This window comes from Variovorax sp. 160MFSha2.1 (genome assembly GCF_048305075.1).
Lineage (GTDB): Bacteria > Pseudomonadota > Gammaproteobacteria > Burkholderiales > Burkholderiaceae_C > Variovorax > Variovorax guangxiensis.
Map to the genome: position 1 here is coordinate 6621902 of NZ_CP157624.1, position 19697 is coordinate 6641598.

Here is a 19697-nt window from a genome sequence, read left to right on the forward strand (position 1 = left end):
CTTCCATGACAACGTCCTCTTCCCATCCAAGGCCCTGGTTCAAGCGGCCGCGCATGCTCGCGCAGCTCGCGTTCCCACTGGCTGCTGCGGCCTTGCTCGCGGCGTCGATCGCGGGGAGCCGCACGACGGCGCCCAACATCAAGCCCATCGCGCTGGCGAGCGAGCCGCTGTATGCAACCACCTCCGGAGACAAGCCTGCCATCACGCTGGCACTGTCGGTGGAGTTCCCGACCGTCGGCGCGCAGTACACGGCCGGCGGTATCTCCGACAACACGTACAGCAACCTGAACGAGTACATCGGCTACTACGACGCAAATGCCTGCTATGCGTACAACGACGCGCCGAGCGAAACGCCTGCCGCGGGCCTCAAGGCCTCCGACTACAAGCGCTTCGACCGCATCCAGTCCAGCACGCGCAAGGACCGCATGTGCGACGACGGCTTCAGCGGCAACTTCCTGAACTGGGCCAGCAGTTCGGCCATCGACATGCTGCGCCTGGCCCTCTCGGGCGGCGACCGCTACATCGACACCAGCGACCTGACCATCCTGCAGCGCGCCGTGCTCCCCAACGGAAACCCCACCTGCATGTGGAACAAGACCAACTTTCCCTCGAAGAAGCTGCTGCGCGACGGCGGTGGCAGTGGCATGTACTGGGGCGCGGTGCCGCAGCGGATGATCGCCGCGGCCGGCGCCAGCGACATTTGGGTGGCGAACACCTTGAACCGCATCTACTTCGGTACCGCGCTGGGCGGCAGTTGCACTGCCACGGGCAGCTACAGCCTGAGCGCCAGCACGTCGACGGCGCCGTTTCCCTTTAAAGGCGACAAGCCTGCCTACGTCGCCTCGTCCAGTTGCGCCAGTGAGGAAGCCACCTGCAGGTTCACCGATACCAGGGAGGTCTGGTACGGCGCCGGCAACGCCTGGATGGTGGGCCGGTTCACGAGCGGCACCCACTGCAGCGACGCCGTATTCACCAACCCCGCACCGGGCGTTGCCAAAGCTTGCTACACGGCCCCCGCCGGCTCCACCGCGAGGCCGGCCCATGACCTTAACAGCGATGGCTTCTTCTACTCCCGCGTGAGGGTTTGCGAGAAGACCAGCGCCGGCGACCTGGCCGACGTGCGCGACTACGGCTTCTGCACCAGGTACCCGAGCGGCAACTACAAGCCGACCGGTACCGTGCAGAAGTACAGCGACAGATTGCGCCTGGCTGCCTTCGGCTACCTCATGGAGCAGACGTACAGCGCCAAAGGCGGACGATATGGCGGCGTGCTGCGCGCGCCCATGAAGTACGTCGGCGCCAAGACCTTCGACATCAACGGCATCGAGAACACGCCCAGCGGCGGCAACGCGGCAGCCGAATGGGACGCCACCACGGGCGTATTCGCGGCCAATCCGGACGGCAGAACGCTGTCGGGCACCAATGCCACCTTCGGCGTGAGCGGGGTCATCAACTACCTCAACAAGTTCGGTCGCACCGGGCCCGTGGCAGGCCGCTACAAGGTGTACGACCCGGTCAGCGAGCTTTACTACGAGTCACTCCGCTATTTGCAGGGGCTGCAGCCGAGCGACGAAGCCACCAGCAAGCTGACGACGGCTTTGTACGACGGCTACCCGGTATTCACCACCTGGAGCGACCCCTACGGAGATGGGCGCACCAGCTCCAGCAACTACGCCTGCCTCAAGAGCAACATCGTGGTCATCGGAGACATCAACACGCACGACGGCGACTATCGCTTTCCCAAACCCGATCCGGCACTGAACCATCCAAACGTCGACGACTGGACGAAGACGGTCATCGCCTTCGAGAAGGGAACGGCCAAGGAATACCTCGACGGGCAGGGCAAGAAACGAGAGACGAAAGGCAACCCTGCCCCCAACGCCGATGTACGCACCCACTCGATCATCGGACACTCGTACTGGGCCCATACGCACGACATCCGCGGCACGGACTGGACTGCGCAACCCGGCATGCAGCGCCCGGGCCTGCGCGTGAAGAGCTTCTTCTTCGACGTGAATGAACACGGCGCCCAGAACACCGCGAGCACCCGCCGCAACCGCAACCAGTTCTTCACCTCGGCCAAGTACGGCGGCTTCGAGTCAGACCCCTCCAACCCAGGCCACAAGCCCTTCAACACCTTCGGCAACCCCTTCCAGCGCCAGGACGGTACGGCCGATGACAACGTCTGGCAGGACAGTGCCCGGCCCGGCGAGGCCAGCACCTACTATCTGCAAAGCAGCGCGCGCAGCGTGCTGAGCGCGTTCGACAGCATCTTCAGCCGCGCCTCGACCTCCGCGCGAAGCATTGCCGGCAGCGCGGTGCAGTCGAAGTCGCTGCAGACGAGCAACGCCGTCTACCAGGGTGCGTTCGACACCAGCGACTGGAGCGGCGACCTGTTTTCGCAGGCGATCACGATCAGCAATGGCAAGGCCAGCATCTCGCCCACCCCGACGTGGTCGGCCTCGAGCCGCCTGGCTGCGCTCTCCGCGCCTGCAACTTCACGCAACATCGTGATCGGGCGTCCGGGCAATGCCGTGCCCAAGGCCAGTCCGTTCCTGTGGGACTCGCTGACCGACGCGCAAAGGGCCGACCTGGGCAAGCTCACGCCCTCGACCGCGGCCGACTCGCTAGGCTCCGACCGCGTGAGCTATCTGCGTGGCAGCAATGCCCTCGAAGGCTCGCCATTCCGCCGCCGCAACAACAAGCTGCTCGGAGACATCATCAATTCGGGCGTGGTGTTTTCGGGCGCACCCGCCAACAACATCAACTCGACCTCGTACGCCGCCTTCCGGACGGCCAACCTCGACCGCACTCCTGCTGTCTTCGTGGGCGCCAACGACGGCATGCTGCACGCATTCAACGCCAGCAACGGCGATGAACTGTTCGGCTACATCCCCAGCTGGATGTCGCCCAGGCTGGCCGCGCTGACCGACGTGAACTACGTGTCCCACCACCAGAGCTATGTGGACGGCCCGCCGGTGGTGGCCGAAGCGCAGGTGGGCTCCGCCGGCACTTCGGCCGACTGGAAGACGGTGCTGGTTTCCGGCACCGGTGCAGGCGGGCGCGGCGTCTTCGCCCTGGACGTCACCGACCCGACGGCCTTCGATGCATCGAAGGTGATGTGGGAATTCACGGCGGACGACGACGTCGACATGGGATTCGTCGTCGGGCAGCCGCAGATCCTGAAGATGCGCACCAGCGCGCCGACGGCCACGACCGCCACCTACAAGTGGTTCGCGGTGGTCGCCAGCGGGGTGAACAACTACACCAAGGTCAACTCGGCCAACAACTACAGCACCGGCAACCCTGCCATCTTCCTGCTCGATCTGTCGAAGGCGCCGGAAACAGCCTGGACGCTCGGCACCAACTACTACAAGGTGGAACTGCCCTACGACGCTACGTTGGCCGTGACCAAGCCCACCGGCGTGCTCAACTTCAAGGCAGCCATCGCCACTGGCGGCAATCGCGAAGTGGCCCACATCTTCGCGGGCGACCTCCACGGCAACATGTGGAAGCTCGACTTCCGCAGCCACGGCACCTCCGGGTGGAACATGGCGAACCTGTCGGCCTTCAAGAAGGCCAGCGACAACGCCCCTTACCCGCTCTTCGTCGCCAAGGACAGCGAAGGCAAGGTGCAGCCCATCAGCATGGCGCCCACGCTGGTGACCGCGACGAATGACCCCAGGGCCATTCTGGTGGCCTTCGGCACCGGCAAGTACCTCGAGATGGACGACCGCTCGTCGACGGCGCAGAACTCCTTCTACGTGATCTACGACGACGGCACGGCCACTCCCGATGCGACGCCGAACAGCTCCGGCGCCATCAGCGGGCGCGCCCGGCTGAGAGCGGCCACCATCGACTCCAAGGGCGCGATCACGGTGCCCGGCTTCACCTGGGGCCGCGCCACGAGCGACCTGACGACAGCATCGAGCGTGAGCTCGGGCTGGTACATGGACTACGCGAGTTCCGAACGGCAGGTGAGCGCGGCGACGCTGCGCGGCGACACGCTCGTATTCGCCAGCCTGATCCCGGCGGCCGCGGGCGACTCGAGTTCCTGCGGCGCGAGTGGAGGCGGTGGCAACGCCTACATCGTCAACGTGGACACGGGAATCGGAACGCGGAGCGCATCGACGGTCGGCATCACGGGAGAGCCGCTGGTGATCGAGGTGGCCGGCACGGTCGTCGCCATCAGCAACGGCACGGGCCAGCGCACGAGACGGATCACGAGCCAGGCGATTTCGCAAGGCTCCGGCGGCATCGACAACGTCGGCGGGGGAACCGGCGAAAACGGACGGGTGGAAGTCACCCTCATCGGAGGGCGGCTGAGCTGGCGGCAGATCAACAACTACCTGGATCTGAAGCGCGGATCGTGAGCATGAACCACACAACGAAGCGCGCCGCGGTGCGCGGATTCACGCTGATCGAACTGATGGTCGTCGTGGCCGTGATCGGGATCCTGGCCGCCATCGCCTATCCGTCGTACACGGAGGCGGTCCTGAAGGGCAGGCGGGCACAGGCGCGGACTGCGCTGCTGGAGCTGATGCAGCAGCAGGAGAGGTACATGACGCAGCGGAATGCCTACCTGGCGTTCAGCACCAATGTCGCGAGCGGCGCCACGACACCGGCCGGCGCCTCGAGCACGTTCAAGGTCCATTCGGGCGACAACTCCTCCGCCCCGGCCTACTGGCTTTCCGCTGACAAATGCGGCAGCCAGCCGATCACCGATTGCGTGCTGCTCACCGCCACGCCCACCGGCACGGACGCCGCAGCCGGTTCGCTGACCCTCAGCAGCACAGGCACCAAGGGCTGCACGGGTACGGCCGCGAGCACGAACTTCCGGGTCTGCTGGCCATGAACGCCCGTAAGCTGCCTCCTCGGAAAAAGGGCTTCACCCTGATCGAATTGATGGTGACGATAGCCGTCGCCGCAATCCTGATGATGGTCGGCGTGCCGAGCTTCGTCGCCTTTCACCGCAACTCCCAGCTCACCTCGGCGGCGAACTCGTTCATCGCGGCCTTGAATGCGGCCAGGGGAGAGGCGATGAAGCGAGGCAGGCAGGCGGTCGTCGTGCCGCGCGCGGACAACGACTGGGCGACCGGCTGGACCGTCTTCGTCGACACCGACAACAACCGGAAGCTCGATGATTCGGACATCCTCATCACGCGGCAGGATGCGCTGCCCGCCTACTTCTCGGCGACAGGCCAGGGTACGGCGAAGAGCAGCCCTGCGTACATCATGTTCAACCCTTCGGGCTACACGCAGACCAGCGATTCGACCTTCCAGTCCGCCACGCTGAAGATCGAACGCAACGACATCCCGGACGCGGCGAAGACCCGGCAGACCCGCATCGTGGTGATCGCAAAGACGGGGCGGGCAAGGGTGTGCCAACCCGCGACGGATACGACGTGCACGACGTCGGCGAGCGAGTGATCGATTGACGGCCGCGAGCGTGCGCGGCACCTCGATCGGGCCGGCTCGCCGGTCTTGCTCTATGGCGGCGGCGCCAACTGCTCCGGCCCGCGATCGGCTTCCTTCAGCCAGTGGGCGAACTCCTGTGGAAAAGCGTCGCTGAAACGCTCTGCCTGCGCCCTGGCTTCACTCTCGCGCCCCAGCAGTTCGGCGCTTTCGATCAGCTTGACGATGACACGCGGCTCCGGCGAGAAATGAATCACCCGCTGCGCGAGCGAGTGCATCTCGGCGGCATTCGCGGGCGTCACGGTGGTCAGCGTCAGTTCCGCGAACTCGGCCTGGCGCCCGAAGAACCACGTGCCCCGCACCTTGGCGAGCGTGTCCTGCCTGTACGCGGAAAGCCGTTCGTCGGGTGGCAGGTAGATCTGGCTGACGCGGACGTAGTCCCAGCTGGCGAGCCCCACGCCCGCCAGCATGACGCCCGCCGCCAGGGATGACAGCGCAGGCCGGACCGCAACGCCGCCCGCGCCCGGCCAAAGAATGCCGAGGCACAGTCCGAACACCAGCTGGAACGGTCCATACCAGAGCGGATATTCGAGCAGGCTGTGCAGCACGATCGCACCCAGCATGCCCCAGGCCATCAGGCGCGCAGGGTCCCGCTCCCGCCAGGGCCGCGCGGCCAGCACCATCCAGAGAAAGCCGCCGCAGATCAGCACGGCGGCGGGAATGCCCAGCTCCACCGCCAGGTGCAGCGGGAGGTTGTGCGCGTTGTCGAGAATCTCGACGAACCGGGGGCCGTCGTAATGGGTGCTGTAGTGGGCGAAGCTGAGCTCGCCCCATCCCCAGCCGGTCCAGGGGTGCTGGGCGATCAGCGCGAGCACGTTGCGCCACAGGATCAGGCGGCTGTGGTCCTGGGGGGCGCCGGTTTGCAGGCGTTGGAGCATGCTTTCTACAGGGCCGTCGCCGCCGGTGGCCAACTGGGGGAGGAGCCAGGCGATGGTGAAGTAGAGGGGGATGGTGGCGAGCAGCCACTTCGGATCCGGCAGGCGATAGGTGGTAGCGCTGCGTTGCGGCGCGCCTCGCCTTTCCCGCATGGCGATGAAAGTCGCCACGGCGATGATCGACAACAATTGCAGCAGACCGGTGCGCGAGGTCGACGCTGCCGCCGCGACCAGCAGGAGCCCGGCCGCCGCCATCAAACGCCGCCGGACGTGAATTGCATCGCTGGTGGCATATAGCCACAGGGCTGCGCACCAAGCCATGCTGATCAGGGTCGCGAACTGGTTGCGCTGTCGAAGGTTGCCGTAGGCCTGTCCCAGCGCCGGGGAAGTGGTCCAGGGGACGAGGGGGTCGGCAAGTCCGTAGTACTGGAGCAACCCCAAGACGGCGCTGACGAGCCCCGCGGCCAGCACGCCCCTGGCCAACGTCAGCGTAACGCCTCCCCTGTCGCGCGCCGACGCACTGCCCACGTTCGCGGCCGCAGCGATGCCGGCAATCGCGAGGCAGGCACCACCCCATGCCGTCGGCCCTCCCGATCCGGAAAGCGCCACGAGCAGACCACCCAGGCCCAACAACACCCAGATCCGCAAGGCAGGCGAGCCGACAGGCCCCGTCAACAACAGCCCCGCCATGCATGCCCAGGAAACAAGCAATTGCCAAGCACTGGCTGATGGCCCGCCGACCCAAGGACAAACAAAAGTTAACGCAACCAGAGCTGTGCGGGTCAAGCCAAGCATCTTGTAAACAGGCTGAACGGGGAGGGCGGGCACCGTACTGGTGGTCATCTTGCCCATTCTGCGGGGCGGCATTGCCGACGAGTGGTCATCGGCGGCAGATGAGAGGCTTTGTAAAAGTAAACATTTGAAGACACGATCTAACAAATATGTTCAATTGTTTCCAACCCGTTTCCGGTTCTGCCGAGCGGGGCTGAAAGGCGTCTTCTGATGAAACAGCAACCTGCTCGCGGCCGGATCGGCAGTTCCCGGGCGCACGGCTTCACGCTGATCGAAATCATGATCACGGTGGTGATCATTGGCGTGCTGGCGGCCATCGCCATCCCGAGCTATCAGGACTATGTGCGGCGCGGATACGTGGTGGATGCCACGAATGGGCTGGCGACCATGCGGGCGAACATGGAGAGGTACTTTCAGGACAACCGAACGTACAAAAAAGTCGGATCGATTGTCCCGCCTTGCCAGAACACGGACGCGAAGACCCGCACCTTCGGCAACTTCGTGGTGAGTTGCGCCGGCGATACCGACACGGGTGACACCAGCTTCCTTCTCACCGCAACGGGAAGCGGTCCTGCCAAGGACGTTATCTTTACGATCGATCAAGCGAACACGCAAGGCACGACCAAGATGCCGACCGGCTGGTCGGGCTGGACATCCTCGTGTAACTCCGCCTGGATCGTCAAAAAGGGGCAAGCATGCCCCTCGTCATGACCGATCGCCGTCGCTCGGCCCGACCCGAGGGCTTCACGCTGGTCGAGATGATCGTGGTGGTGGCGATCATGGCCCTGCTCGCCGCGCTTGCCACGCCATCCATGCTCGGCTGGGTGCGCAACAACAAGATCCGGACGGTCAGCGATTCGCTGCAGAACGCTCTGCGGCAGGCGCAGACTGAAGCCACCCGGCGCAATCGGCAAGTGGTTTTCTCCTTGACCGACAACAGCCCCACCACAAAAACCTACACAACCAAAGCCAACGGCAGCAACTGGGCCATCAGCACAGTGGTGCCGACAGACTCGGATGCGACCGCAACGTTTGTCGAAGCGGGAATCCTGCTCGATGTCGGCTCGAGCGTGGCGATCACGGGCCCCAAGACGTCATCGAACACCGCAACGGCGCTCTGCTTCAGCTCGATCGGCCGCCTCGTGCTGAACGATACGCCAGGACCCACCGGCGCAAAGTGCAAGGCCGAGGCCGCCCAGTACGACATCGCGATGAGCGACACCAAGACAGGCGACCGTCCACTTCGCGTCACTGTCGCAGTGGGCGGACAAGTCCGCATGTGCGATCCAGCCAGGACTCTTTCAGCCACCCAGCCCGACGGCTGTGCTTCGCCATGAAAAAGCTTCGCGAAACAACTCATCCGCACCGCGGCCAGGCCGGTGTCGCACTGCTCGAGGTTCTTGTGTCGGTGCTGCTCTTTTCGCTGGGTCTGCTAGGCCTGATCGGCCTGCAGGCGCGGGCCGTCAGCTTTTCCGTGGATGCCGAAGACCGCAATCGTGCAGCGTTGCTCGCGAACGAAGTTGTTGCCCTGATGTGGCTCAATCAATCGACCACCGTACCCACTGCCGCCTTGGACGCCTGGAAAACGCGCGTCGGCACCCCTGCGAATGGTGGGCTCCCGAAAGGAGAAGGAACCGTAACGCCAGTTGGCACTGGCAAAGCCGCCGACATCACCATCACCTGGCAAGCCCCCTCGCAGAGCACGAGCAGCAAACTCACAACCCACGTGGAGCTGCCCCAATGAACGCCCAAGCACTCCGGCCCGCCGTGCGGCAACGCGGCCTCACCCTTATCGAGTTGCTCGTCGCCATGGTCATCGCGCTGGTGGTGACTCTGGCGATCACGAGCGCCGTGATCTTCGGCGAATCGACCAAGCGCACGACGACGTCGGTCAACGACATCAATCAGTCGGGGTCGTACGCCGCCTATCTGCTCGATCGCGCCGGCCGCAGTGCCGGCTCCGGCTTCACCCAGTCCTGGGATCTGGGTGTCTTCGGATGCAAGCTGCAGGCAAAGCAGAACAACACGGCGATCCTGCCGCGCACCACTGTCTTTCCGGCGCCATTCGAGAAGTTCCTCACCGACGCAGCTGGGGTCGCGGACCTGCGCATCGCGCCGCTGCTGATAGGCAAGGGCCAATCTTCGGACGGCAAGTCCGACGTGCTGATGATGATGGGCGGCAATGCGGCGGCCGGTGACGTGCCCCGTCCGATCATCTCCGCGGGTACCGACCCCAAGATCATTCGCCTGGACAACACGGTTCAGCTGAAGGCGAACGACATTGCGCTGGTCAGCCAGGTCGGCACCACGGACTGCCTGCTCGAACAGGTCGACTCGGCCTTCGCGGACAGCGCGAACAACGAACTCGTCACGCTCAACGGCAAGTACTACACGGCAGGCGTCGGCACGACTCTGACGTCGCTTGCCGCCAGCGGCACGGCGTACTTCACGCCGCTGGGCAGCAACACGGCCAACAACGTGCAGTTTCAGCTTTTCGGCATCGGCCCGAACAACACGCTGGTCAGCTATGACCTGCTGCGCAGCGACGGCACCGACACCATCCAGACCCTGGCCGACGGCGTCATGGAGCTGCACGCGCTCTACGGTCTGGACACCAACAAGGACGGCATCATCGACACGTGGAAGGCACCCGACGCAACGGGGTTCGACGTCAAGACCATGATGAAGGACGGCAACCTCAGCAGGCAGGTGGTGGCCGTGCGCGTGGGCCTCATCCTGCGCAGCGCCACGCTCGAACGCGATGTTGTCTCGCAGACCATCCCCGCGATGTTCGGCGATACGGGCCTGCAGCGCGACGCCGTCACGCTGACTGGCGACGACCGCCGCTACCGCTACCGCGTCGTCGAATTCACCATTCCCCTGCGCAACATTCTGCTGCTGCCCAAATCATGACTACTACCTTGCGCAGCCAGCGCCGCGAGCGCGGCGTGGTGCTGCTGATCTGCCTGATCGTTCTCGTCATCCTGCTCGCGGGTGGCGTTGCCGTGATGCGCTCGATGAACACGACCCTCTCCAGTGCCGGCAACCTGGCTTTCAAGCGCGACCTAGTCAACCAGGGGGAGCAGGCTGGGGTCAAGGCGCTGGCATTGTTCAACACTGGAGCCTTGTCTGCCGTTGGCGCCGACTACAACGACGCGAAGGCGTCGAACTACAGCGCGGTGAGACTCGACTCCAACGACCGCGGAATACCGCTCGCGCTTCTGAAGGACGATCTCTACAACGCGAAAGCGGCCGACACCATCGAGCGGACGTCGGACGCAGTGAAGATCCGCTACCTCATCGACCGCCTGTGCAACGCCTCTGGCGCCGCGAGCAAGAGCACCTGCGTCTACGCGCCAGCCACCACCGACGTGCGCGGCGGCAGTGTCCAGGAGTCGGGGCGCCCGCCTCCGCCCAAGGCGCTGGTCTATCGATTGACCGTGCGCGTCGACGGCCCCCGCGACACACAGGTCTTCCTGCAGTCCTCCTTCACGAAGCCCGAATAACGCATCGCGAAAGAACCATGAACAACATCTCGATATTCGCCACGCGCGTGGCCGGCGCGGTCACGCTGGCCGGCGCACTCCTGGGCATTCACACGCCGGCCGATGCAGCCAGCCTCGCCGACCAGCCGGTCTTCGCCACCTCGAACGTGCCCGGCAACCTGGCGCTCACGCTGTCCGTGGAATGGCCGACGGCCTCGCGCACCGCGCACACCGCGGCCTACTCCAGCGCCAGCACCTTCCTGGGTTACTTCGATCCCAACAAGTGCTATTCGTACGTGGTGGACACCACGTCCAACGAAACCAACACGGGCGACAAGAGCTTCTTCGACCCGACGGCCGTGGGGAGCAGCCACAAGTGCGACGGCACGAAGTGGAGCGGCAACTTCCTGAACTGGGCGGCCACCGCAACCATCGACCCGTTCCGCTGGGCCATGACCGGCGGCAGGCGCGTGGTGGACACGACCACCGACACCATCCTGGAAAAGGGCTACCACTCCGGCCAGGGCCTGTTCGACGATCGCAACCTCCCGGCGAGCGAGATCGCAGGCGCCACGCCGTTCAGCACCGCGACCAGCCTCGGCATCTCAGTCAATGGCCGCAAGTATGCGATGCGCATCACGGCATCCGGCGCATCGCTGAAAGGCGAGTACTTCAACAATGCCAACAAGACGCTGACCGGCACGGCGACCACCACGGTGGCACAAGACACGGTCGACCATGACTGGGGTAGCGGGGCACCCGTGTCAGGCGTCGGCGCAGACAACTTCGCGGCCCGCTTCACCGGTACGTTCGTCGCCCCTTCGACAGGCACCTATACGTTCCGGGTACGGGCGGACGACGGCGTACGCCTGTGGATTTCAGGGCTGCTGGTCATCGACAAGTGGATCGATCAGGGCCCTACCAACTACGACGTCACGGTTGCCCTCGTTGCCGGACAGAGCTTCGACGTGAAGATCGAGTACTACGAGAACGGCGGTGGCGCGGTGATGCAGTTTCTGTGGAAGAAGCCCAAGGACAAGGACTTCAGCACTTTCACCAGCGACATCGGCGGCGCGGTTACCAACGACTACACGATGCGCAACAGGGTTTGCAACCCCAACGCACCCGGCGGCGTGGAGAGCAACTGCGTGCAGTACGGGAACAACTGGAAGCCCGAGGGCCTGATCCAGCAGTACGCGCGGCGCATGCGCTTCAGCGCCTTCGGCTATCTGAACGAGGATGGCAACGGCCGCGATGGCGGCGTGATGCGCGCCCGCCAGAAATTCGTGGGCCCGATGCAGCCGGTGCCGGGGCTTCCCGATACTGCGAACGCCAACAAGGAATGGAACGAGACCACTGGCGTTTTCATTCGCAATCCTGATGCAACCGACGCGAGCGCGACCTCGGCCAATGGCGTGACCATTGCGGACAGCGGAGTGATCAACTACCTCAACAAGTTCGGCCAGATCATTCCGGGCACCTACAAGTCGAACGACCCGGTGAGCGAGCTCTACTACGCCGCGCTGCGCTACTACCGCAACCTGGGCAACGTGCCGGAGTGGAGCAACCTGAACACCACCGACACCAACACCACAGCGAAACGGCTTGACGGCTTCCCGGTCATCACCAATTGGGATGACCCCATCCAATACTCGTGCCAGCGCAACTTCGTTTTGGGTATCGGCGACATCTATACCCACGCTGACAAGAACGTTCCTGGTAATACGAACACCGCCAATGAGCCGACGATGCCTGCATTGGTCACGTCCGACAAGACGGTCAACGCAGTGACAGCGACGACCAAGGTCGGCCAGTTGCAGGGGATGACGGGCGATCTTGGTACCCGCACCAACGTCTCGAACAATTGCTGCAGCAACAACTCGGCACTCATGGCAGGCCTTGCCTACGATGCGAACACCAAGGACATCAGGCCGGACGATGCGACCAAGCCGAACACGATCGGCAAGCAGACGGTCCAGACCTATTGGGTCGACGTGCTCGAACAAGCCTTCCAGGCGAACAACCAGTTCTACCTGGCCGCAAAGTTCGGCGGGCTCAAGATACCCACCAACATGCAGAGCACGTTCGATCCATATACGTTCAACGATGCCATTCCGCAAACCTGGTGGGCGACAAGCGGCGACATGCTTACCGATACCCGCAACGGCGGCACCACCCAGCCGAGGCCGGACAACTACTTCACGGCCGGTCGGCCCGACTCGATGGTGGACGGCTTGACCAAGGCCTTCGCGAGCATCGCTAACGCGATCAAGTCGTTCACCACGTCGTTCTCGCTGTCAAGCCCGCAAGTGTCGGCCGCAGGTGCAGCTTCCTACTCTTCGCAGTACGACTCGAACGGGTGGACCGGCGTGCTGTCCGGCAGCCAGCTCACGTTTCCAAATAATGTGCCGACACTCACCGAAAAGTGGAACACGTCGAGCACGCTGGAAAGCCAGTTGTCTGGTACCGGGTGGGATACCGCGCGCCGAGTGCTTACCTGGAACGGCACAGCAGGCGTGCCTTTCCGCAAAGCCAATCTGACTGCGGCGCAATCAACCGCCCTCGACACGCCCTGGGCGACGGGCGACGACAGCGGCGACTTCCTCAACTACCTGCGCGGCGACCGCAGCAAGGAAAAGACGACCACTGACGACACCAAGCCCTATCGCCGTCGCGCCTTGCTGCTCGGCGACATCGTGAACGCGAAGGTCACACCAGTCGGTCCGCCTTCGAGCCAGTTCTCGAACACGGTCAACCCGGGCTATGCGAAGTTCAAGACGGACTACGCCTCGCGCCCGACCATCGTCTATGCAGGCGCCAACGACGGCATGCTGCATGCGTTCAACGGCGCCCTGACCGGAACAGGCGCTGGCAACGAGTTGTTCGCATACGTGCCGAGCATGCTGTTCTCGGGTCCCAGCAGTCCGGCCACGCCCACGGTCGACGGACTGCAACAGCTCGGCAACCCGGACTACCAGCACCACTACTACGTCGACGCATCGCCCAAGGCGTTCGATATCGACTTCAATACCGCTGGCGGCGTCTTCACCACGACGGCAACGGGCAACAACTCGGATTGGCGCACCGTGCTGATCGGCGGGCTCGGCAAGGGTGGCAAAGGCTTCTATGCCATCGACATCACCGATCCGGCGAGCATGACGAGCGAGGACACCATCAAGACCAAGGTTCTCTGGGAGTTCTCCAGCGCAACTACCGGCGTGGGCAACACGCTGGGCTACAGCTTCGGCACTCCAGTGGTGTTGAAGACCAAGAAGTACGGATGGGTCGTGGTCTTCACTTCGGGCTACAACAACAGCGACGGATTCGGCTATGTGTACTTCGTGAACCCGAAGACCGGCGCACTGCTGGAGAAAGTGCAGACCGGCACCTCGGCGGCAGGCCTGGCACAGCTGACGGCCTACATCACCGACTTCACGGACGGCACCGCCGACGCACTTTATGCGGGCGACCTGAACGGGCAACTCTGGCGTTTCGACGTGACCGCAGCGAAAGGCAGCACTGCCGCCTACCCTGCCCCCTTGAAGCTGGCCACCCTGGCGGACACCAGCGGCGCACAACCGATCACAACGCAGCCGCTGGTGGAGATCGACCCGAAGAGCAAGAAGCGCTACGTGCTCTTCGGCACCGGCCAATTGCTCGACACCGTGGACATCAATTCGAAGGCGGGCCAGTCGTTCTACGCCATCATCGATGGCACAGCGACGGGCTTCGATAGCGGTAGAACCGCTGCGATCACGCGCAACGACCTGGCCGCCCTGACTGAAGACAACCTCACAGGCACCACGGTGTTCAGCCTGGGAACGAAGCTGGGCTGGTACCTCGACCTGGGCAAGGACGCGACGTCAGGAACCACCTGGCGCGTGACGCTCGGCGCCACGTCGTTCAACGGCGTCGTGGTGTTCTCCAGCCTGATGACGACCGGCGACGCATGCAGCCCCTCAGGCCAGAGCCGGATCTACGCGGTGAACTATGGGTCTGGCACGACGGCGCTGACGACAGGAGCCGCCTATGTCGGCTACACCAGTGCGATCACGGACATGCAGATCATCAACAACAACGGCCGCATGCAGGGCATCGCGGGCAATGTGAGAGGTGAAGTGAACCAGCCGCCGATCGACTTCGGGAAGGGGACGGGGCTGCGGCTGTTGAATTGGCGAGAGGTGCCGACGATTGATTGAAGTCACAATAAATGGAACAAGGCCTCTATTGCTCACGAAACGCAGGTGACAAGGGGCCACTCCTTAAATGTTTGCAAGGCACAGATGGGAAATTCTCAACAGGACGTCACCCCGATCAGCAAAAAGGCCAGCCTGGAAAGGTCGCGGATCTCTGAATCAAGCGATTCGACGTTACTCTCGCGCGCCCAGGTCGAACGCAGCTATCGACGCTACGCGCCGGTGTATGACCTTCTTTTCGGCGCGTCGCTAGGGCCCGGCCGCGTTGCGATGACCCGCCTTGTGCAGACGCTCGCTCCTAAGCACATTTTGGAAGTGGGTGTTGGTACGGGACTTACGCTCTCCCAATACCCCGCCGCATCCCGGATCACCGGTATCGATGTCTCTCAGGAAATGCTCGCTTCGGCTCGGCAGAGAGTGTCCCCGGAGGATGCCGAGCGCATCGATCTGCATGCGATGGATGCGGAGTCTATGGACTTCGCGGATGGAGCGTTTGATTGCGTGACTCTGCCCTATGTCCTTTCGGTAACGCCGAATCCTGATCGTCTCGTAAGGGAAGTACGGCGCGTTTGTCGACCCGGCGGGCACATACTGATCGTGAATCACTTCAGCGGCCAAGCTCCTTGGCGGCTTTTGGAATCAATCGCGCGGCCACTTTCGAGTTGGCTGGGGTTTCGCTCCGAGTTCAGCCTTGAACGACATGTGCTCAGCCACGATTGGAGCGTGTTGTCCGTTACACCGACAAATCTACTTGCACTCTCTCGCTTGATTCACATCAAGAATGATTAAGCAGCAACGGAGTTGGTCGGTTGCCTTTCGCCGACTGGGCGTTGCGCTCGGCGCTTCTGCTTTGCTGCCGAGTGCGTTTCTGGCCGGCTACATCTGGATTTTTGGTGCACCGGAGTCGGCCATAACCCCCCATCTTTGGGTTGTAGCGAGCTTGGTATCAGCCTTGGCTGGCCTACGGCTCGCCATAGGCTTGTTGCCTCTCCCACAAGCTGCGCGTTTGACAATCTCTTCACTGCTCATAGCCTGCACAGGCTTGGCAATGGTCTTGTTCTACGGTCTGGTGTTCGTTGGGTTGAAGCACTGGAAGCGCGTGACGACCTTCGACATGGCAGGCAGCTATGCTTTGCAAGCACCCGACCTGCTACGAGCTTTGGGCTACTCCCCGCTACTGGTAACCGCCCTTTGCGCTTCTCTCTTCGCTTTGGCCTGGTACACCGCATACGTCTTTCTCAGAAAAGGTGACTGGGTTACCTCCTTTTATCGAAACATCTCGCGCAGCGTAATTGGCGTGATGGCAATCGGCCTTCTCGCCATCTCCACAGTCTCTGCAATGGCCCTCCCTGATCGCGATTGGGGAGGAGTAGGGGAGCCGCTCAGCTTGAGCCTTTTCCCTTTGCAGAGTCAGCGAGCCATGCAGAGTCATGCAATCGACGTCTTCCACGCTGCACAAATTGATCGAGACGAAGATACAGTGCGCTCGGCATATCGCCCTAATGAAAGGGCTCGACATAGCAATGTCATCGTGATCGTCGCGGATGCGCTACGGGCGGATCATTTGTCCTTGTTTGGCTATCACCGGAAAACGAGTCCCAACCTGGAGACGCTGAATCAAGCCGGGCGCATGCGACTCGCGACATCTGCCATCACGGTGTGCAATGAATCCTCATGCGGCCTGCGCGCGCTCGCAAGCTCACACTATGTCGATCGGCAAGCGGCCCGCCCGATTACGCTCCACGAAGTTCTGAAGCAGCACGGCTATCAAGTTCATTTGATTTTTTCCGGCGACCACACCAATTTCGACGGTTTGAGTGGCATCTACGGCAAGGTCGATAGCTATTTTGACGGCGCCTCTCAGTCAAAGCTATACCTTAACGACGATCGATTGGTTACTGATCGACTCCAAGACTTCGGCCCGTGGGACGGAAAGCCGACGATGTTTCAGTTTCATCTGATGTCGTCGCATGCACTCGGCAAACGTTTTGACGACACGCCGGAGTTTGGGCCCGGCGAAAATTACACTGCAGTTCGCTGGGGCTCTGGAGACGCCCAGATGCCGCAGCGCGCAACGAACTTCTACGACAGAGGCATCCTGCAGGTTGATCGCGTGATTCGCGACATCCTCAGTATGCTGGAAGCGCGAGGGTACCTACAAGATGCCCTTGTCCTTATTACTGGCGATCATGGTGAATCGCTTGGCGAGCGAGGCCTCTACAGTCACACGCATAGCGTATGGGAGGAGTCGCTTCGTGTGCCGTTTGTGCTTCTCTCATACGGCACTGCTAACGCAGACGGACTCAGGCCCAATCCAGTGATATCGCAAATCGATATCGCGCCCACGCTGCTGAGGTTTTTTGATATGCCGATTCCTCAATCTTGGGACGGCGTGCCTCTGCAAACGTCAATTCAATCCCGTATTGTGTACTTTCAACAAGCTCAACTAATAGGGTTAGTCGATGGACACACATCGGGGAAACTCTACAAGCATTGGATTGATGTTCAGACGAACAAGCAATTCACGTTCGATTTGCTATCTGATCCTCGAGAGACCAAAAATGTGACTTCCGAAGTCGAACAATCGATGCAGAAGGAGTGGCGGCAACTTTTGACGAACCGTTCCGCTGCTCTAGCGCCAGAAGTCAGGGAGCGCCTTGAGCGCCAATCCAGCCGTGGGTCCGCCCACTAAGTGCTGGTGGCTCAGGATGGAGTTGCTGGATACCGTGCCTTCAAAGAGGGCAAGCAGGGCTGACATATTTGGGATCGATGCTCGCTGACTTGCAAGTCCAGGAGCCATCAAGATCACGCTTCCACGTAATCGATCCTGCAGTCGCTCCTTGCAGCGGTGCTCCGGCTAGATTTCCAAAGGTCGCCACAATCGACGACGGAGCGGTAGTGGACAAGGACACCTGTGGAACACCTGAGCCAACTGTCGACCAAGTCTCTGCAATAGAGGGGGCTGCGTTGCCGCCCGTTGCCTGTAGATTGGAGGCTGTTGCTTGAGGATCGCAATTGCCAGTGATTCCCGGATTCCCCACGTTGGTCTTTCCGCTTGCGAGACAAGTTTCGAGTGCAGATTTGATTGCTGCAGATTCGGCTACAACACGCTGAACTTGTGACCTTAAAACATAGCTCTGATACTGAGAAACGGCAATTGCTGCGAGCATCCCAATGATCGAAACAACAATCATCAGTTCAATAAGCGTAAAGCCTCTAGCCGTGGACTTTGAGCAGGACATGATTGTGTTGAAAGATAAAAAAAGCCGCCCAAAGGCGGCTTTTTTAGTCTTGTAGGCGTGAATTAGGAGCCGCTCGAAACACAACCAGCAGGCGTGTATTTCTTCGCCACCGTCGTGGCGCAGGTCCAGCTGCCGTTAGCGTCGCGGTTCCAAGTGAGCGTCTGAGTCGTCAGAGCTGCAGAAGCAGAGCTACCAAACGTGGCGACCAGCGCGGCGGTCGGGCCTGCGCCGTTGGCGCCAGCGGTGATCGTCAGAGCGGGAACACCACCCTTGCCAGCGGCCGGAGCAGCGCCGTTGAGCGTATTGCCGTCAGCGTCCTTCAGCAGATTCGAAGCGCTGGCCGTGCCGCCGCAGTGCGTTGCATCGGTCGCACCACCAGCAGTCATTTGGCCGTTGTTCAGGCAGTCTTCAACGGGAGTCTTTTGTGCAGCCGTTTCGCCCATCACACGCGAAACCTGGGATTTAGCAACATAGGTCTGATATTGCGGAATCGCAATAGCAGCCAAGATACCAATGATCGCCACAACGATCATCAGTTCGATAAGGGTAAAGCCGGCCTGAGCGCGGCGGGCAACGGTACGAACGTTCATTTAGGAACTCCAGGTAGGTTGGTTGTTACGCCCGGGAACCTGCCCGGAGCGAGGTACCTTCCGCAGCATCCGTGCCACCCGTCTCCAAGCCCTCCCACCGACCGAACACGTCACTTGGAGTCACTTCGGTGTTACACCACGTGACACAACTTGCCTCAAGATGCGACACTTCGTGACAAATTTGTCATGCCAATGTACCCACTGACCGGCGGTCAGAAAGTCAGGACACCATCCACCTTCAGCCAGCGAATGTCCCGCTGCCCCATGCCTGCCGCGTGCTCGGTCACCAAGGCTTCGATCTGGCTCATGATCTCGTCGGTCTCGGCGGGCTTGGTGTGGGTGATGTAGATCGGGTACTGCTTGCCCGGCGCGATGCGGGCGAGTTCACCGGCCAGAACGGCGGGCGACAGGTGCAGGCTGCGCTCGGCCAGCGCCTGCTCGCGGCTGCTGAATGCCGTTTCGATCACGAGCATTGCCACCTCGAGCTCGTTCACGCGCTCCCAGAAGGGCGCGTTGCGCTCGGTGTCTCCGCTGAACACCCAGTGGGCGCCGCCCTCGGCTCGTCGCACGGCGAAGCCGCAGGCCGGCACGGTGTGGAACGCGGGCAGCACTTCGACCATCTTGGGCTCACGGCTGCCCAGTGGCAGTTGCTGGCCCACCGCGATGTCGTGAAAGCTCACGAAGGGCGCCTCCTGGCTGGGAATGCTCTCGAAGTCCGGCCAGATGACGTTGTTGAACACGTGCGTGCGCAGCGCGTCGATGGTGGCGCTCAGCGCGTGCACGCGCAGCGGCTGCGTGCGGCGGCTGCCGATGGCGTCGAGCATCAGAGGGAGCGCTGCGATGTGGTCGAGGTGGCTGTGCGTGAGCACGACGTCGTCGATGCAGGCCATTTCATCGAGCGTGAGATCTCCGACACCGGTGCCCGCATCGACGAGCAGGTCCGTGTCGACCAGGAACGAGGTGGTGCGGCAGTCTTTGGCGATGGCGCCCGAGCAACCCAGCACACGAACCTGCATTGTGAAAGACCCCTTTTATGTGTCTG

The 19697-nt window shown here is 62.4% G+C and carries 15 protein-coding genes; 11 read left to right on the forward strand and 4 right to left on the reverse strand.

From position 1 onward, the window contains the following. Window positions 1-5: 5 nt before the first annotated feature. The 3 genes from ABL838_RS30665 to ABL838_RS30675 are packed head-to-tail and all read left to right on the forward strand — an operon-like array spanning window position 6 to window position 5430. Window positions 6-4373, forward strand: coding sequence for a pilus assembly protein (locus ABL838_RS30665; RefSeq protein ID WP_418123376.1), 4368 nt, complete (start codon window positions 6-8; stop codon window positions 4371-4373). Window positions 4374-4375: 2 nt separating this feature from the next. Then, the gene (locus ABL838_RS30670; protein WP_418123377.1) at window positions 4376-4855 is read left to right on the forward strand and encodes a type IV pilin protein; all 480 of its coding nucleotides are present in this window, start codon (window positions 4376-4378) and stop codon (window positions 4853-4855) included. Beyond that, window positions 4852-5430: a GspH/FimT family pseudopilin gene (locus ABL838_RS30675; RefSeq protein ID WP_418118466.1), complete on the forward strand. Its 579-nt coding sequence runs from the start codon at window positions 4852-4854 to the stop codon at window positions 5428-5430. Before ABL838_RS30670 ends, ABL838_RS30675 begins: the two co-directional genes overlap by 4 nt. A 59-nt stretch (window positions 5431-5489) precedes the next feature. Here ABL838_RS30675 and ABL838_RS30680 read toward each other — a convergent pair whose 3' ends face one another. After that, a complete protein-coding gene (locus tag ABL838_RS30680; RefSeq protein WP_418123379.1) occupies window positions 5490-7193 on the reverse strand; it encodes a PglL family O-oligosaccharyltransferase in 1704 nt (567 codons plus the stop codon). Window positions 7194-7352: 159 nt separating this feature from the next. On the opposite strand from ABL838_RS30680, the gene ABL838_RS30685 reads away from it, so the two are divergent. From ABL838_RS30685 to ABL838_RS30720, 8 genes are all read left to right on the forward strand, one after another. Continuing rightward, window positions 7353-7853, forward strand: a complete 501-nt coding sequence (locus ABL838_RS30685; RefSeq protein ID WP_126021049.1) for a type IV pilin protein — start codon at window positions 7353-7355, stop codon at window positions 7851-7853. Beyond that, the gene (locus ABL838_RS30690) at window positions 7838-8479 is read left to right on the forward strand and encodes a pilus assembly FimT family protein (protein WP_418123381.1); all 642 of its coding nucleotides are present in this window, start codon (window positions 7838-7840) and stop codon (window positions 8477-8479) included. The genes ABL838_RS30685 and ABL838_RS30690 overlap by 16 nt, the downstream gene beginning before the upstream one ends. Beyond that, on the forward strand, window positions 8476-8886 hold the full coding sequence (pilV, locus tag ABL838_RS30695; RefSeq protein ID WP_369660355.1) for a type IV pilus modification protein PilV: 411 nt from the start codon (window positions 8476-8478) through the stop codon (window positions 8884-8886). The genes ABL838_RS30690 and pilV overlap by 4 nt, the downstream gene beginning before the upstream one ends. Next, window positions 8883-10055: a PilW family protein gene (locus ABL838_RS30700; RefSeq protein WP_369660354.1), complete on the forward strand. Its 1173-nt coding sequence runs from the start codon at window positions 8883-8885 to the stop codon at window positions 10053-10055. The genes pilV and ABL838_RS30700 overlap by 4 nt, the downstream gene beginning before the upstream one ends. Then, window positions 10052-10648, forward strand: a complete 597-nt coding sequence (locus ABL838_RS30705; RefSeq protein WP_369660353.1) for a pilus assembly PilX family protein — start codon at window positions 10052-10054, stop codon at window positions 10646-10648. The genes ABL838_RS30700 and ABL838_RS30705 overlap by 4 nt, the downstream gene beginning before the upstream one ends. A gap of 17 nt (window positions 10649-10665) precedes the next feature. Beyond that, the gene (locus ABL838_RS30710; RefSeq protein ID WP_418123384.1) at window positions 10666-14826 is read left to right on the forward strand and encodes a PilC/PilY family type IV pilus protein; all 4161 of its coding nucleotides are present in this window, start codon (window positions 10666-10668) and stop codon (window positions 14824-14826) included. An 84-nt stretch (window positions 14827-14910) separates the two neighbouring features. Continuing rightward, window positions 14911-15612 carry a class I SAM-dependent methyltransferase gene (locus ABL838_RS30715; protein WP_369660351.1) on the forward strand — a complete coding sequence of 234 codons (702 nt, stop codon included), beginning with the start codon at window positions 14911-14913 and terminating at the stop codon, window positions 15610-15612. Further along, window positions 15605-17515, forward strand: coding sequence for a sulfatase-like hydrolase/transferase (locus ABL838_RS30720; RefSeq protein WP_418123386.1), 1911 nt, complete (start codon window positions 15605-15607; stop codon window positions 17513-17515). The genes ABL838_RS30715 and ABL838_RS30720 overlap by 8 nt, the downstream gene beginning before the upstream one ends. A 40-nt stretch (window positions 17516-17555) precedes the next feature. Here ABL838_RS30720 and ABL838_RS30725 read toward each other — a convergent pair whose 3' ends face one another. The 3 genes from ABL838_RS30725 to ABL838_RS30735 all read right to left on the reverse strand — a co-directional run bounded on the left by ABL838_RS30725 (window position 17556) and on the right by ABL838_RS30735 (window position 19671). After that, the gene (locus ABL838_RS30725; RefSeq protein ID WP_418123388.1) at window positions 17556-18065 is read right to left on the reverse strand and encodes a pilin; all 510 of its coding nucleotides are present in this window, start codon (window positions 18063-18065) and stop codon (window positions 17556-17558) included. A 62-nt stretch (window positions 18066-18127) separates the two neighbouring features. Further along, the gene (locus ABL838_RS30730) at window positions 18128-18655 is read right to left on the reverse strand and encodes a pilin (protein WP_418123389.1); all 528 of its coding nucleotides are present in this window, start codon (window positions 18653-18655) and stop codon (window positions 18128-18130) included. Window positions 18656-18867: 212 nt separating this feature from the next. Next, the gene (locus tag ABL838_RS30735; RefSeq protein WP_418123391.1) at window positions 18868-19671 is read right to left on the reverse strand and encodes a 3',5'-cyclic-nucleotide phosphodiesterase; all 804 of its coding nucleotides are present in this window, start codon (window positions 19669-19671) and stop codon (window positions 18868-18870) included. Window positions 19672-19697 lie beyond the last annotated feature (26 nt).